Source organism: Geodermatophilus sp. URMC 63, assembly GCF_053502565.1.
The window spans coordinates 3,697,362-3,710,940 of sequence record NZ_CP199956.1; the positions used below are offsets into that span (position 1 = coordinate 3,697,362).

Consider the following 13,579-nt stretch of genomic DNA (forward strand, 5'->3'; position numbering starts at 1 on the left):
CCGCCGGCCCGGCCGACGGGTGAGGCGACTCACCGCCGGGCGGGGAACAACCGGCGCGCGGGCGCTGTCGTCCCTCAGGTGACGCCCCCGACGCCCGCCCGCACCCCTCTGCGCGCCTACGCCGTGTGGCTCACCGCGCTGGCGGCCTACGTCGTCGCCGTCTTCCACCGCGCCTCGCTCGGCGTGGCCGGGGTGGAGGCCCAGGAGCGCTTCTCCGCCGGGGCGTCGGCGGTCTCGCTGTTCCTCGTGCTGCAGCTGGCGGTCTACGCCGGCCTGCAGGTGCCCGTCGGGGTGGCGGTGGACCGCTTCGGCTCGCGGAAGCTCATCGCGGCCGGCGGGCTGACCATGGCCGCCGGGCAGCTGGTGCTGGCGCTGGCCACCGACGTGCCCACCGCCGTCGCCGCCCGCGTGCTGGTCGGCGCCGGCGACGCCATGACCTTCATCAGCGTGTTGCGGGTCATCGCCTTCTGGTTCCCCGGCCGCACCGTCCCGCTGGTCACCCAGCTCACCGGCATCCTCGGCCAGGTCGGGCAGATCGTGGCCGCCTACCCGCTGGTCGCGCTGCTGCACGCCGCCGGCTGGCGTGACACCTTCCTCGGTGCCGCGGCGGTCGGCGTCCTCGCCGTCGTCCTGGTGCTGGCCGCGCTGCGCGACGCGCCGCCCGGCACGGCCGCCACCACCCCCGCCGGCCTGGCCGAGGTGCGCCGCAGCCTGGCGCTGACCTGGCGCGAGCCCGGCACCCGCATCGGCCTCTACACCCACCTGGTCACCCAGTTCTCCGGCACCGTGTTCGCGCTGCTGTGGGGCTATCCGTTCCTCGTCGTCGGCCAGGGCCTGTCCCCGGCGACGGCGGCCGGCCTGCTCAGCCTGCTCGTGCTCGTCGGCATGGGCGTGGGCCCGCTGCTGGGCCGGCTGTGCGGCCGCTGGCCGCTGCGCCGCTCGTCGCTGGTGCTGGCCATCCTCGCCGCCACCGCGACGCTGTGGACGGTGGTGCTGCTCTGGCCGGGCCGGGCGCCGCTGTGGCTGCTGGTCGTGCTGGTCCTGGTCCTGGGCACCAACGGCCCCGGCTCGATGATCGGCTTCGACTTCGCCCGCACCTGGAACCCGGCCGAGCGCCAGGGCAGCGCCAGCGGGGTGGTCAACGTCGGCGGGTTCGTCGCCTCGCTGCTGACCGTCCTCGCCATCGGCGCCGTGCTCGACGTCCTCACGCCCGGCGACTCGACCGCCTACGACCTCGGTGCCTTCCGCGCCGCCTTCGCCGTCCAGTACGTGTTCTGGGCGATCGGCCTGGTCGGCGTGCTGCACCACCGCCGGGCGCTGCGCGCGCGGCTGGCCCGCGACGGCGTGGTCCTGGTCCCGCTGCACGTCGCGGTCTCCGCCCGGCTGCGCGGGGAGTCCGCCTACCACTGATCCCGGGGTCGCGCGTCCCCGTCCCGCTCGGCACGATCACCGGGCATGGACGTGGTGGTCGGGCTGGACTCCGGGACGACGGCGACCAAGGCGGTCACCGCCGGCACCGACGCCCGGGTCCGCAACGCGGTCAGCGTCGGCTACCCGCTCTCGGTGCCCGCCCCCGGCCGCGCCGAGCTCGACGCGCACCGCCTGGCCGACGCCGCCGTCGAGGCGCTGGCCGCCGTCACCGCCCGCGCCGGGGAGCGTGGCGACCGCGTCGTCGGCGTCTGCCTGTCGGCGGCCATGCACGGCCTGGTCCCCATGGACGACGACGGCCGGCCGCTGGGCCCCGTCGTCACCTGGGCCGACGACCGCGCCGCCGGGTACGCCGAGGCGCTGCGCCGCGACGGTCGCGCCGGCGGCCTGCACGAGCGCACCGGGACGCCGGTGCACCCGATGTCGCCGCTGCTCAAGCTCGCCTCGCTGCGCGCCGAGGACGCCGACCGGCTGGCCCGGGTGCCCCGCTGGGGCGGGGTGAAGGAGCTCGTCGTCGCGGCCCTGCGCGGCGGCCCGCAGGTGCTCGACCGGGCGTGCGCCTCGGCTACCGGGCTCTACGGCATCCGGACCGGCACCTGGGACGCCGAGGCGCTGCAGATCGCCGGCGTCCGGGCCGGGCAGCTCGGCGAGGTGCTCCCGACCACGGCGGTGCTGCCGGGTCTGCGGCCGGAGGTGGCCGCCGCGACCGGCCTGCCCGCGGACACCCCGCTGGTCCTCGGCGCCTCCGACGGGGTGCTGGCCAACCTCGGCATCGGCGCCGTGCGGCCCGAGGTCGCCGCCGTCTCGCTGGGCACCAGCGGGGCGATGCGGGTCGTCGTCCCCGCCCCGACCGCCGACCCGGCGCACCGGCTGTTCTGCTACGCCCTCACCGACGAGCACTGGGTGGTCGGCGGCGCGGTCAACAACGGCGGCTCGGTGGTGCGGTGGGCCGCCCAGGCGCTGGCCGAGGGGGACGGGGTCGCGGGGGAGGACGCCGACGCCCTCGACGCCCGGCTGCTCGCCGAGGCCGCCGCCGTGCCGGCCGGCAGCGCCGGGCTGCTCTGCCTGCCCTACCTGCTGGGGGAGCGGGCGCCGTGGTGGCGCTCCGGGCTGCGCGGCGCCTACGTCGGGCTGCGCCGCGAGCACCGCCGTCCGCACCTGGTGCGCGCCGCGGTCGAAGGCGTGTGCCAGCAGCTGGCCCTGGTGCGCGACGCCTTCTCGGCCACCGGCCTGCCCGTCCGCGAGGTCCGCGCCACCGGCGGGGCGGTCGCCTCCGCGCTGTGGGTGTCGACGCTGGCCGCGGCGCTGGACCTGCCGGTGCGGATCGCTGACTCCCCGGAGGGCACCGGGCTCGGCGCCTGCCTGCTCGGGCTGCACGCGCTCGGTGCCCTGCCCGACCTCGACGCGGCGACGGCGCTGATCGGCGTCTCCGACCCCGTCGAGCCCGACCCCGCGGCCGCCGGCCTCTACCGGCGGACGCGCCCGCTGCTCGAGCAGTCCACGCGCGCCCTGGCCGACGTCCTCGGCACCCTCGACGCCCTCGACGACACCCCCGGCCTGCCGCTCTGAGCCGCCCGGTCGCCGAGGCGCGCCGCACTCCCTGTCCGTCCGGGGCTGCCGGGGCCACCATGGCCGTCCGGGACGACCCGGGCCGCCACGGAGCGGGAGGGGAGCTGTCATGAGGGGTGCCGGACGGGCCGCGGTGGCCGGGCTGGGGGCGGTCGCCGCGGTGGCCGCCCGCGACCTGCTCCAGCGGGAGCACACGCTGCTGCGCAACTTCCCCGTGCTCGGGCACGCCCGCTACCTGCTGGAGTCGCTCGGTCCGGAGCTGCGGCAGTACCTGGTCGCCGGCGACAACGAGGAGCGGCCCTTCACCCGCGACCAGCGCCGGTGGGTCTACGCCTCCGCCAAGCGCGAGAACAACTACTTCGGCTTCGGCACCGACAACGACCTCGAGTACACCGCCGGGTACGCGGTCATCAACCACCGCACCTTCGGCCGCGCCGTCCCGCCGTCGCACCCGGGGTCGGCGGCCGACATCAGCCTGCCCTCGGCGAAGGTGCTCGGCGGCCCGCGCGGCCGGGCGCACGCGTTCCGGCCGGCGTCGGTGGTCAACGTGTCGGCGATGAGCTTCGGCTCGCTGTCGGGCGCGGCCGTCGAGGCGCTCAACCGGGGTGCCGCGCTGGCCGGGTGCCTGCACAACACGGGGGAGGGCGGGCTGTCGGCCCACCACCGGCACGGCGGCGACCTGGTCCTCCAGCTCGGCACCGCCTACTTCGGCTGCCGCGACGAGGACGGCCGCTTCGACCTCGAGCGGCTGAGGGACCTGGTGGCCGGAGCCCCGGTGCGGGCGATCGAGATCAAGCTCAGCCAGGGCGCCAAGCCGGGGCTGGGCGGCGTGCTCCCGGCCGCGAAGGTGTCGGCCGAGATCGCCGCGGCCCGTGGGGTGCGCGAGGGGGTCGACTGCGTGAGCCCGTCGCGGCACGCGGAGTTCAGCGACGTCGACAGCATGCTCGACTGGGTCGAGCTGCTCGCCGCCGAGACCGGCCTGCCGGTGGGGATCAAGTCCGCCGTCGGGGACATGGCGTTCTGGGACGAGCTCACCGACCTGATGGCCACGACCGGCCGCGGTGTGGACTTCGTGACCGTCGACGGCGGCGAGGGCGGCACCGGCGCCGCGCCGCTCATCTTCACCGACTCGGTGTCGCTGCCGTTCCAGCTCGGCTTCGCGCGGGTGTACTCCACCTTCGCCCGCCGGGGCCTCGCCGAGCGGGTCACCTTCATCGGAGGCGGCAAGCTCGGCCTGCCCGACAACGCCGTCGTGGCGTTCGCGCTGGGCTGCGACATGGTCAACGTCGCCCGCGAGGCGATGCTGGCCATCGGCTGCATCCAGGCGCAGAAGTGCCACACCGACACCTGCCCGACCGGCGTCGCCACCCAGAACGCCTGGCTGGCGCACGGCCTGGACCCGGCGCTGAAGTCGGTGCGGCTGGCCAACTACCTGGCCACGCTGCGCCGCGACCTGCTCAAGGTGGCCGAGGCCTGCGGCGTCGAGCACCCCGGGCTGATCGACACCGGTTCGGTGGAGATCCTGGACGGGCGGACCGCGTCGACGCCGCTCGGGGACGTGTACGGCTACGAGCCCGGCTGGGGGCTGCCCTCGGCCGCCGACCGCGCGGAGATCGTCTCGATCATGACGGGCGAGGCCCCCCAGGGCGGGACGGCGCCCCCCTCGGAGGACGCCGCCCGCTGAAGCCCGAACCCCTCCCGGCGATCATGGCGCCGGTACGACCTGCGGAGCCCGGTGGGTGGTCCCGGCGCCGTGATCGCGGTCGGGTCAGGCGCCGCTGCCGCGGAGGAGGTCCTCGAAGGAGGGGACGTCGGCGAACAGGTCGGCCGGGCGGGCGGACGCCGGCCGGCCGGTCACGACGTCGGCCAGCTCGCCGGCCGCCCGGACGATCCGCCGCGACAGCTCGCCGCCGTCGCCACCCGCCCAGTCCTCGCTCGCGGCGAACACCGCCGTCGGCACGGTCACCGCGCGCAGGTGGGCGAACAGCGGCCGCATCGCGTGCTCGAGCACCAGCGAGTGCCGCGCCGTGCCGGCGGTCGCCCCGAGCAGCACCGGCCTCCCGGTGAGCGCGTCCTCGTCCAGCACGTCGACGAAGGACTTGAACAGCCCGCTGTAGGAGGCGGTGAACACCGGGGTGACGGCGATGACCGCGTCGGCGCCGGTCACCGTCCCGATCGCCGCGCGCAGGGCCGCGTCCGGGAAGCCGGTGACGAAGGCGTCGGCCAGGTCGCGGGCGTGCTCGCGCAGCTCGACGACCTCCACGACGGCGTCCTCGCCGCGCTCGCGCAGCGCCGCGACGGTCGCCGTCGCCAGCCGGTCGGCCAGCAGCCGGGTCGACGACGGCGTCGACAGCCCGGCGCTGACCACGGCCAGGGTCCGGGTGGTGGTGCGGGTGGTCATGCCGAGACCTCCTCCGGGGTGCGCTGCCGGGCGGCGACGAGCGAGGCGTGCGTGGGGGCGTCGGGCACGTGCGCGGGCTTGAGCGCGGCGAACTCCCGGCGCAGCACCGGCACGACCTCCTCGCCCAGGACGTCCAGCTGCTCGAGCACCGTCTTCAGCGGCAGGCCGGCGTGGTCGACGAGGAACAGCTGCCGCTGGTAGTCGCCGACGTAGTCGCGGAAGCCGAGCGTGCGCTCGATGACCTGCTGCGGGCTGCCGACGGTCAGCGGCGTCTCGCGGGAGAAGTCCTCCAGCGAGGGGCCGTGGCCGTAGACCGGCGCGTTGTCGAAGTAGGGCCGGAACTCCCGGACGGCGTCCTGGCTGTTCTTCCGCACGAACACCTGCCCGCCCAGCCCGACGATCGCCTGGTCGGCCGAGCCGTGGCCGTGGTGCTCGAAGCGGGACCGGTAGAACTCGACCATCCGCTGCGTGTGCTCCTTCGGCCAGAAGATGTGGTTGGAGAAGAAGCCGTCGCCGTAGTAGGCGGCCTGCTCGGCGATCTGCGGGCTGCGGATCGAGCCGTGCCACACGAACGGCGGGACGCCGTCGAGCGGCCGCGGGGTCGAGGTGAAGCCCTGCAGCGGCGTGCGGAACCGGCCGGACCAGTCGACGACCTCGTCGTCCCACAGCTTCCGCAGCAGCGCGTAGTTCTCCACCGCCAGCGGGATGCCGTTGCGGATGTCCTGCCCGAACCACGGGTAGACCGGCCCGGTGTTGCCGCGGCCCATCATGAGGTCGACCCGGCCGCCGGCCAGGTGCTGCAGCATCGCGTAGTCCTCGGCGATCTTCACCGGGTCGTTGGTGGTGATCAGCGTGGTCGCCGTCGACAGCTGCAGCGTCGAGGTCTGCGCCGCGATGTAGGCCAGCGTGGTGGTGGGGGAGGAGGAGAAGAACGGCGGGTTGTGGTGCTCGCCGAGGGCGAAGACGTCGAGCCCGACCTCCTCGGCCTTCCTCGCGATCGCGACGATGGCCTGGATCCGCTCCGCCTCGCTGGGGGTGCGGCCGGTGGTGGGGTCGGTCGTGACGTCACTGACCGAGAAGACGCCGAACTGCATCTCGTGCTCCCTGTGGTTGAGAGTGCAACTACTGTTCGGCCCAACGGTGGTGGGCGGCCGGGCATTCCCCGGCTCCGGCTGCGGGCGGTAGTCGGGCGACCACGGCGTGGCGGACCACTCCGTCGGTGACCGTCCCGTGACCTGGTCCGACCCACCGATCGGGTGAACCGGCTGGGAGTCTGGCGGCCACCACCTGGATCGCCCGACGGGCCCGGGCGGGCATGACGGACCGGGGGGACCGGATGTCGAAGCACTCGCAGGGAACTGCTCCGGACGCCGGGGCGGACGCGGCCAGGCGCACGGCCTTCACGGGCAACACCGCCGCGGAGCACGTCCCGGCGAGGGGCCTCGACGGTCTGCTGGGCACCGGTCCGGTCTTCACACACGCACTGCGCGGGTACGACTGCCTGCAGGTCGACGACTACGTGGCCGCGGCCGAGACCGAGCTGCTGGTGCTCCGCCGGGAGAACGACCACCTGCTCAGCCGCTACGCCGCCTGCTCCGGTGACCTGCAGAACGCCCGCCGCCGGCTGGCCCAGCTGGTACGTGAGCGGGAGTCGCTCCCCAGCCCGGAGGATGCGCGCGCCCTGCTGCAGCGCGCCGAGGAGGAGGCCGACCAGGTGCGTGCCGAGGCGCGCGCGGAGGCCGAGGCGCGCCTGGCCAAGGTGGCGGAGATGCGCCAGGCGGTGACCGCGCTGCGCGAGCAGGCCCAGCGGGAGGCCGACGCACGGCGGGCGGAGGCGGCGGCCGAGCTGCAGGCGGTGCACCGCGAGGCCGAGGAGGCGCGGCGGGCGGCGGCGGCGCAGGCCCAGCGGGAGCGGGCCGCCGTCGAGGCGGAGCTGGCCGCGCTGCGCGCCGAGAAGGAGGGGGTGCGCGAGACGCTCCGGGTGCTGAACGGGCACGTCGACGACGCCCTGGCCGGTCTCGCCCGCGTGCTGCGCGGCGACGAGGGCGGTCCCGACCCGGCGGACACCGACGCGCTGCGGACCGACACGGTGCGCACCGGGGCGCTGCCCGACGACGTCTCGGTGCTCGCCGACCGGCGCGACGCCGCGGCCCGCGACGAGGGCCCCCGGACGCCGGACGGTGACCCGGCCGACGTCACGGCGCTGCGCGGGGACGCCGATCGGGGCGGGAACCGGAACGAGGTCGCCGCGGCGTCCTGACCCGGCGTGCGACCCGGCGTGCGACCCGGCGTCCTGACCTGCGCCGTCGCCGAGGGATGGCCCGCGCCGACTGCACCGTAACTCGTGTCACGTGTGCATCTCGCGTTCTGCTGTTGTCACGGGCAGGTAACGACACGTACCGTTCGTGACGTCCGGCTGGTCGTCTCGTCCCCTCCCGGGGAGCCCGGCCGGACGCCGCCGAGTCGTGTCCGCAGCCGCGGGCGCGAGCCGGGGACCCACCGCAGTCCTGGGGTGAATCGCCTGCCGAGCTCCGCTCGCAGCGCGTAGGGCTTCTTCCCGCCCGAACCCGTCAGCTAACTCGGTAGGCGGCATCGGAAGAAACGGAGACTCTCCGCATGCCCCGCCTCCGGGCCGCCGCGGCCCGCAGGTGCCGCCGGGTGCGCGTCCACCGCGCCATCTGAGTCCGGCCGCCGCCCTGCCCTGCTGACCCCGCGCCGCCGATCGCGCGTGGGGACCCGACGACCGCCGTGCGCCGGTCCCTGCCCGCGAACCGGGCTGCCGCGCGCGCACTCTCCCTCGGAGCCCTCACCCTCATGCCCCGCCGTACCCCGCACACGCCTGCCCACACGCTCGAGACCGTCGAGCTGTCCGCAGCCGCGAAGCCCGCCGACACCGCCGTCATGGACGCCGTCGGCACCGCGGACACCGCCCCCCGTCGTCGCGCCCGCCGCCTGGGCCTGCCGGCCCGCACCCGCGCCCGGCGCAGCAGCCCCCCGCTGGGCCCGCGCCGCCCCGCCCTGCTGCTGGCCACGGCCGCCGCCGGCGCCCTGGTCGTCGGCGTGGTGAGCACGAGCGGCCCGGCCGCCGAGGCCGGCACCGAGACGGCCGGCTCCACGGTGAGCGTGGCCGAGCAGCTCGGCCTCACCGGGCAGCCGACCGGGACCGCGGCGTCGCAGACCGCCGACCTCGCGCCGCTCGAGGACCTCGCCGCCTCCCGCAACGAGCGCTCCGCCGAGGAGACCAGCGCCGCCGAGGCGCAGGCCGCCGCCGACCAGGCCGAGCTCGACCGCCGCGCCGCTGAGGAGGCCGCCCGCCGCGCCGCCGAGGAGGAGGCCGCCCGCGCCGCCGCCGAGGCCCAGGCCGCCGCCGAGGCGCAGGCCGCCGCCGAGGCCCAGGCCGCGGCCGAGGCCCAGGCCGCGGCCGAGGCCGCCGCCGCCCAGCGGGCCGCCGCGGCGCCGGCCGCCCCCGCACCGGCGGCTGCACCTGCCGCCGCGCCGGCCGCCCGCGGCTCCTTCAAGGACTACGCCATGAGCAAGGTGGGCAGCGCCCAGCAGTTCGGCTGCCTGGAGAACCTGTGGGGCAAGGAGAGCGGCTGGAACCCCAACGCGCAGAACCCCTCCAGCACCGCCTACGGCATCCCGCAGTTCCTGGACTCCACCTGGGCCAGCACCGGCATCGCCAAGACCTCCGACGGCTACCGGCAGATCGACGCGGGCCTGATCTACATCGACAGCCGTTACGGCTCGCCGTGCGGTGCCTGGGCGCACTCGCAGGCCACCGGCTGGTACTAGGAGGACCCTGCTGCCCCCACGCCTCGCTCGGCTCGGCGCGGGACCCCGGCAGCAAGGCCGATCCGACTCGTCACCAGGCTCGGCGCGGGACCCCGCGCCCGCACCTCGCGGCGCCGTCACGTGCACGAGGCGCTGCGGGACGTAGGGGAGCGAACCCGGGCGGACTCCGGGGCGGACGAGGACCCGGCACGAGCACGGCCCCGCTGGCATCCGCTAGCGGGGCCGTGTCGCGTTCCGGGGTGGCCGCTGCCGGGTCAGGCGGTGTCCGGGGTGCAGGCGGTGTCCGGGGTGATGGAGGGCACCAGGTGTACCGACCCGGGTGGCTGCCGCTCGTACCACGCCCGGATCTCGGGAGTGATCCGCTCGACCTCCAGCACCGCCACCACCCCTCGCCCGCCGGGCACCGTGGACCGGCCGAGACCGATGATCGACCACTCCTCGGGGGTGCTGCGGGTGATGACGTCGGCATCGTCCTGGGACACTCCGGCGATGCCGGCGGGAACACGCCAGGCCGAGGGGGTGCCCGGCCCGGGGTGCCAGCGGGCGGTGTGCAGCGACCGCCCGTCCAGCCCCCCCTCGACGGCCACCCGAGCGCCGGCCGGCGGCAGGTCCGTCCCGAGCAGGTCCAGCTCCACCAGGGGCTCGCTCCCGGGCGGGCTGGTCGGGATCAGGACCAACCGGCCGCCGTCCTCCCTGACCGTGCCGGTCGCGGTGACGGTGTCCATGCGCTCCTCCTGGGGTGTGCGGATCTCGCCGATCCCAGCAGGTGTAGCTCCCACCCTCCGTCCTCCTGCGCGCGGCACTGCCACGACACGACCCGACGGGCCCTGCCTCGGTCTCCCACCCGGCCGTGGTGGGACCCCAGCGCCACGGACCGTCACCCGGGCCGCTCGCGACCGTCGCCGGCTCGGCACGTGACACTGGGGGCGTGACGGAGAGGGGGCCGGCCACCCGCGTGGTGCCCGCGGGGTTCGTCCGCGCGCACACGCAGGTGCGCCGGCCCTCGCTCGTCCCGGAGGTGCGGCTGCACGTCGCCGACGACGTCGTCGCCCTGTGGGAGGCGATGGAGGACGCGGCCGGCGGCGCCGGCGAGGCCCCGCCGTTCTGGGCCGCGGCCTGGCCCGGCGGGCAGGCCCTCGCCCGCGCCGTCCTCGACGGGCCGGTGACGGTGGCCGGGCACCGCGTCCTGGACCTGGGGTCGGGCAGCGGGCTCGTCGCGATCGCCGCCGTCCTCGCCGGCGCCCGCCACGTGCTGGCCAGCGACGTCGACCCGTTCTCCCGGACGGCGGTGGGCGTCAACGCCGGCCTGAACGGGGTGACCGGGATCAGCGTGGCCGGCGACGTCCTCGACCGGGAGCCGCCGGCCGTCGACGTCGTCCTGGCCGGCGACGTCTGCTACGACCGGGAGATGACCGAGCGGGTGCTGCCCTTCCTCGACCGGGCTCGGGCGTGCGGCTGCGAGGTGCTCGTCGGCGACCCGGGGCGGCCCTACCTGCCGCACGAGCGGCTGGAGCCCGTCGCCGCCTACGACGTGCCCGAGACCGAGGGCCCGGGGCTGCGCCGCACCACGGTGTGGCGGCTGCCGTGAGCGCTCCTGGCCCCCTCGACCACACCCGCGGCACCGCCGTCGCCCGGCACGGGCACTGAGGAGGGCGGCACCGGTGGCCGTCCACGTCGGAACCTCCGGCTGGAGCTACGACCACTGGGACGGCATCCTCTACCCGCCGGGGACGCCGCCCCGCGACCGGCTGGCCCACTACGTGCGCCGGTTCGGCACCGTCGAGCTCAACGCGAGCTTCTACCGCTGGCCCCGGACGGCGACCTTCGCGGGGTGGCGCGACCGGCTGCCCGAGGGGTTCCGGCTGTCGGTCAAGGCACCGCGCGGACTGACCCACGCCAAGCGGCTGTACGCCCCGGAGGCGTGGGTCGAGCGGATGACCGCGGCCTGGCACGAGCTGGACGGCAAGCGGGCCGTGCTGCTGGTGCAGCTGCACCCGGCCGCGGCCCGCGACGACGCGCGCCTGGAGTACTTCCTCTCCCTGCTGCCGGACTGGGTGCAGGTGGCCGTGGAGTTCCGCCACCCCAGCTGGCACGTCGAGGAGGTGTTCGCGCTGCTCGAGCGGCACGGAGCGGCCTACTGCGTGATGAGCGGCGCCGGCCTGCCGTGCGTGCTGCGGGCCACCGCGCCGTTCGTCTACGTCCGGCTGCACGGCCCGGACGACGCCTCCCTCTACGCCGGCTCCTACCCCGACGCGGACCTGCGCTGGTGGGCCGACCGGATCGCGGAGTGGGCGCGCGACGGCCGCGACGTCCACGCCTACTTCAACAACGACGGCCACGGCCACGCCGTCCGCAACGCCGAGACGCTGCGGGCGCTGACCGGCAGCTGACCGGGCGGCGAGCGGGGCGCGGTGGCGGGAGACTGGGGGCATGAGCGAGCAGGACGACGGGACGAAGCCGGGCCAGGGGCAGGGGAACCTGGTCAGCCGGTCGGTCGAGGAGTTCGTCGCCCAGCTGCGCGGCTTCACCGACCGCGCGCGCGGGCTGGCCACCGGCGCGGTGCCGTCGGGGCTGTCGCTGCCGCGCCTGCCCTCGCCGCCCGGGGCGATGTCGGCGGCGCAGGTCGGGGCGGTCGCGCAGGCGGTGCGGGGCCAGCGGCAGCTGATCACCGGCCTGATCGGTCAGCTGCAGGCCTTCGACGAGCAGCTCGCCGTGTTCGAGCGGGTGCTCGAGCCGATCGAGGAGTGGAGCCGGACCTGGGCGCGCCTCGAGCAGTCCTTCGGTGACGTGCTGCGCCGACCGTCGTCCGACCGCGACGCCCCGCCGGCGGGGACGGTCTAGCGCTGGTCGCGGCGCAGCGGGTGGTCGGCCGGGACCTCGACCAGGACGATCCGCACGCCGTCGGGGTCGGCGACCCAGGCCTCGACCAGCCCCCACGGCTCGGTGCGCGGCTCGCGCAGCACCGGCACGCCGGCCGCCCGCAGCCGTGCGTGCTCGGCGGCGACGTCGCGCACCTGCAGCCACAGCGCGGTCCCGCGTGGCGGCTCGTCGCCGGGGCCGGACACCTCGAGCAGGCCGTTGCCGAGGAAGAACACCACGCCGCGGTGCTCGGGCAGCCCGAACTCCCGGTACACCGCGAGCCCCAGCACGTCCCGGTAGAAGGCCTGCGACCGCGCGGGATCGGGGGGCCGGAGCAGGACCCGGCTGCTGAGCACGTCCACCCGGGCATCATCGCCGCAGGGCAGGACACCGAGACGAGGAGGACGTCGTGGCGCAGCGCTACGAGTACCGGGTGGTCGAGATCCGCGAGGGGCTCATCGGCGGGAAGATGTCGGGTGACAAGCTGGAGAAGGTGCTCAACCAGAACGCCCGGGAGGGCTGGCAGCTCAAGGCCATCACCTCCGTCGAGGTCAAGGGCCGCCTCGGCCCGGGGGGTGTCGAGGGCGTCCTGGTGACGCTGGAGCGCCCCACGACCTGACCCACCCCGCGAGGAGCGCCCGTGTCCGACGCCGTCGATGCCCGGGCGCGGTTGCGCGCGGACTGCGCGAGCTGCGCGGGGCTGTGCTGCGTGGCCCCGGCCTTCGCGGCCTCGGCCGACTTCGCGATCGACAAGCCCGCGGGCAGTCCCTGCCCGAACCTGCGCGACGACGACCGCTGCGGCATCCACGCGCAGCTGCGGGAGCGCGGCTTCCCCGGCTGCACGGTGTTCGACTGCTTCGGTGCCGGCCAGCAGACCGTGCAGGTGACGTTCGCCGGAGACGCGGACTGGCGGGGGAGCCCCGAGCGGGCGACGGCGGTGTTCGCGGCCTTCGGCGTGCAGCGGCTGCTGCACGAGGTCCTCTGGTACCTCGGTGAGGCGCTCGCCCTCGAGGCGGCCGCGCCGCTGCGCAGGGACCTGACGGCCGCGCACCGGCGCGCCACCGACCTCACCGCCGCCGAGCCCGGCGAGCTCGCGGCCGTCGACGCCGACGCGCTCCAGCGGGAGGCCGGCGCGCTGCTGCTGTCGGTCAGCGAGCTGGCACGGGCCGGCGTCCGGCCGCGGGCGGGAGGTCGGCGCCGGGCCGACCGGCGCAACGCCGACCTGTCCGGCGCCGACCTGCGCCGCGGGGACCTGCGGGGCGTGAGCCTGCGCGGGGCGCTGCTGCTCGGGGCGGACCTGCGGGGTGCCGACCTGCACCGGACCGACCTGCTCGGCGCCGACCTGCGGGGCGCGGACGTGCGCGGCAGCGATCTCTCCGGCGCGCTGTTCCTCACGCGCCGGCAGGTGGCCGCCGCCCGGGGGGACGCCACGACCCGCCTGCCCGGCGGACTGGAGCACCCGCCGCACTGGGGACCGCCGGGTCCGGCGCTCCGGTGAGCGGCACCGCCGCGCGGGGACGTGACCGGGCC

Annotated in this window: 14 protein-coding genes and 1 riboswitch; of the genes, 10 read left to right on the plus strand and 4 right to left on the minus strand. The window is 76.3% G+C overall.

The genetic code is table 11. From position 1 onward, the window contains the following. The first annotated feature begins 78 nt into the window (after positions 1–78). From ACWIZO_RS18080 to ACWIZO_RS18090, 3 genes are all read left to right on the plus strand, one after another. A complete protein-coding gene (locus ACWIZO_RS18080; RefSeq protein ID WP_448639030.1) occupies positions 79–1,410 on the plus strand; it encodes an MFS transporter in 1,332 nt (443 codons plus the stop codon). A 45-nt stretch (positions 1,411–1,455) separates the two neighbouring features. Further along, complete coding sequence (locus ACWIZO_RS18085) at positions 1,456–2,997, plus strand: gluconokinase (RefSeq protein WP_448639031.1); 1,542 nt, start codon at positions 1,456–1,458, stop codon at positions 2,995–2,997. A 109-nt stretch (positions 2,998–3,106) separates the two neighbouring features. Continuing rightward, positions 3,107–4,681, plus strand: a complete 1,575-nt coding sequence (locus ACWIZO_RS18090) for an FMN-binding glutamate synthase family protein (RefSeq protein WP_448639032.1) — start codon at positions 3,107–3,109, stop codon at positions 4,679–4,681. A gap of 84 nt (positions 4,682–4,765) precedes the next feature. Here ACWIZO_RS18090 and ACWIZO_RS18095 read toward each other — a convergent pair whose 3' ends face one another. Both ACWIZO_RS18095 and ACWIZO_RS18100 read right to left on the minus strand, forming a co-directional pair. Further along, positions 4,766–5,398: an FMN reductase gene (locus ACWIZO_RS18095; protein WP_448639033.1), complete on the minus strand. Its 633-nt coding sequence runs from the start codon at positions 5,396–5,398 to the stop codon at positions 4,766–4,768. Further along, positions 5,395–6,492: an LLM class flavin-dependent oxidoreductase gene (locus tag ACWIZO_RS18100; RefSeq protein ID WP_448639034.1), complete on the minus strand. Its 1,098-nt coding sequence runs from the start codon at positions 6,490–6,492 to the stop codon at positions 5,395–5,397. Before ACWIZO_RS18100 ends, ACWIZO_RS18095 begins: the two co-directional genes overlap by 4 nt. Positions 6,493–6,734: 242 nt before the next feature. Here ACWIZO_RS18100 and ACWIZO_RS18105 point away from each other — a divergent pair, with 242 nt between their 5' ends. Both ACWIZO_RS18105 and ACWIZO_RS18110 read left to right on the plus strand, forming a co-directional pair. Further along, positions 6,735–7,658, plus strand: coding sequence for a hypothetical protein (locus ACWIZO_RS18105; protein ID WP_448639035.1), 924 nt, complete (start codon positions 6,735–6,737; stop codon positions 7,656–7,658). A 186-nt stretch (positions 7,659–7,844) separates the two neighbouring features. Continuing rightward, a riboswitch (cyclic di-AMP (ydaO/yuaA leader) is annotated at positions 7,845–8,002 on the plus strand. 210 nt (positions 8,003–8,212) lie between these two features. Continuing rightward, the gene (locus tag ACWIZO_RS18110) at positions 8,213–9,190 is read left to right on the plus strand and encodes an aggregation-promoting factor C-terminal-like domain-containing protein (protein WP_448639036.1); all 978 of its coding nucleotides are present in this window, start codon (positions 8,213–8,215) and stop codon (positions 9,188–9,190) included. 254 nt (positions 9,191–9,444) lie between these two features. Here ACWIZO_RS18110 and ACWIZO_RS18115 read toward each other — a convergent pair whose 3' ends face one another. Beyond that, a complete protein-coding gene (locus ACWIZO_RS18115) occupies positions 9,445–9,915 on the minus strand; it encodes a hypothetical protein (protein ID WP_448639037.1) in 471 nt (156 codons plus the stop codon). A gap of 203 nt (positions 9,916–10,118) precedes the next feature. Here ACWIZO_RS18115 and ACWIZO_RS18120 point away from each other — a divergent pair, with 203 nt between their 5' ends. The 3 genes from ACWIZO_RS18120 (at position 10,119) to ACWIZO_RS18130 (ending at position 12,031) form a co-directional block, all read left to right on the plus strand. Further along, positions 10,119–10,778, plus strand: coding sequence for a class I SAM-dependent methyltransferase (locus ACWIZO_RS18120; protein ID WP_448639038.1), 660 nt, complete (start codon positions 10,119–10,121; stop codon positions 10,776–10,778). A 73-nt stretch (positions 10,779–10,851) separates the two neighbouring features. Then, the gene (locus ACWIZO_RS18125) at positions 10,852–11,580 is read left to right on the plus strand and encodes a DUF72 domain-containing protein (RefSeq protein ID WP_448639039.1); all 729 of its coding nucleotides are present in this window, start codon (positions 10,852–10,854) and stop codon (positions 11,578–11,580) included. 40 nt (positions 11,581–11,620) lie between these two features. Continuing rightward, positions 11,621–12,031: a hypothetical protein gene (locus ACWIZO_RS18130; protein ID WP_448639040.1), complete on the plus strand. Its 411-nt coding sequence runs from the start codon at positions 11,621–11,623 to the stop codon at positions 12,029–12,031. Here the strand turns inward: ACWIZO_RS18130 and ACWIZO_RS18135 are convergent. Beyond that, positions 12,028–12,411, minus strand: a complete 384-nt coding sequence (locus ACWIZO_RS18135) for a VOC family protein (RefSeq protein ID WP_448639041.1) — start codon at positions 12,409–12,411, stop codon at positions 12,028–12,030. The two genes, ACWIZO_RS18130 and ACWIZO_RS18135, sit on opposite strands and share 4 nt — an antisense overlap. Before the next feature lie 47 nt (positions 12,412–12,458). Here ACWIZO_RS18135 and ACWIZO_RS18140 point away from each other — a divergent pair, with 47 nt between their 5' ends. Together ACWIZO_RS18140 and ACWIZO_RS18145 are read left to right on the plus strand one after the other, a co-directional pair. Then, on the plus strand, positions 12,459–12,668 hold the full coding sequence (locus ACWIZO_RS18140) for a DUF4177 domain-containing protein (RefSeq protein WP_446760171.1): 210 nt from the start codon (positions 12,459–12,461) through the stop codon (positions 12,666–12,668). 21 nt (positions 12,669–12,689) lie between these two features. Beyond that, entirely contained in the window at positions 12,690–13,547 is an 858-nt protein-coding gene (locus ACWIZO_RS18145) for a pentapeptide repeat-containing protein (protein ID WP_448639042.1), read from the plus strand. Positions 13,548–13,579: the final 32 nt, after the last annotated feature.

Bases quoted from the DNA above. Each gene is read 5' to 3' on its own strand.
- ACWIZO_RS18110 (WP_448639036.1), top strand. From the start codon at position 8,213: ATGCCCCGCCGTACCCCGCACACGCCTGCCCACACGCTCGAGACCGTC.
- ACWIZO_RS18085 (WP_448639031.1), top strand. From the start codon at position 1,456: ATGGACGTGGTGGTCGGGCTGGACTCCGGGACGACGGCGACCAAGGCG.
- ACWIZO_RS18115 (WP_448639037.1), bottom strand. From the start codon at position 9,915: ATGGACACCGTCACCGCGACCGGCACGGTCAGGGAGGACGGCGGCCGG.
- ACWIZO_RS18130 (WP_448639040.1), top strand. From the start codon at position 11,621: ATGAGCGAGCAGGACGACGGGACGAAGCCGGGCCAGGGGCAGGGGAAC.
- ACWIZO_RS18090 (WP_448639032.1), top strand. From the start codon at position 3,107: ATGAGGGGTGCCGGACGGGCCGCGGTGGCCGGGCTGGGGGCGGTCGCC.
- ACWIZO_RS18100 (WP_448639034.1), bottom strand. From the start codon at position 6,492: ATGCAGTTCGGCGTCTTCTCGGTCAGTGACGTCACGACCGACCCCACC.
- ACWIZO_RS18105 (WP_448639035.1), top strand. From the start codon at position 6,735: ATGTCGAAGCACTCGCAGGGAACTGCTCCGGACGCCGGGGCGGACGCG.
- ACWIZO_RS18095 (WP_448639033.1), bottom strand. From the start codon at position 5,398: ATGACCACCCGCACCACCACCCGGACCCTGGCCGTGGTCAGCGCCGGG.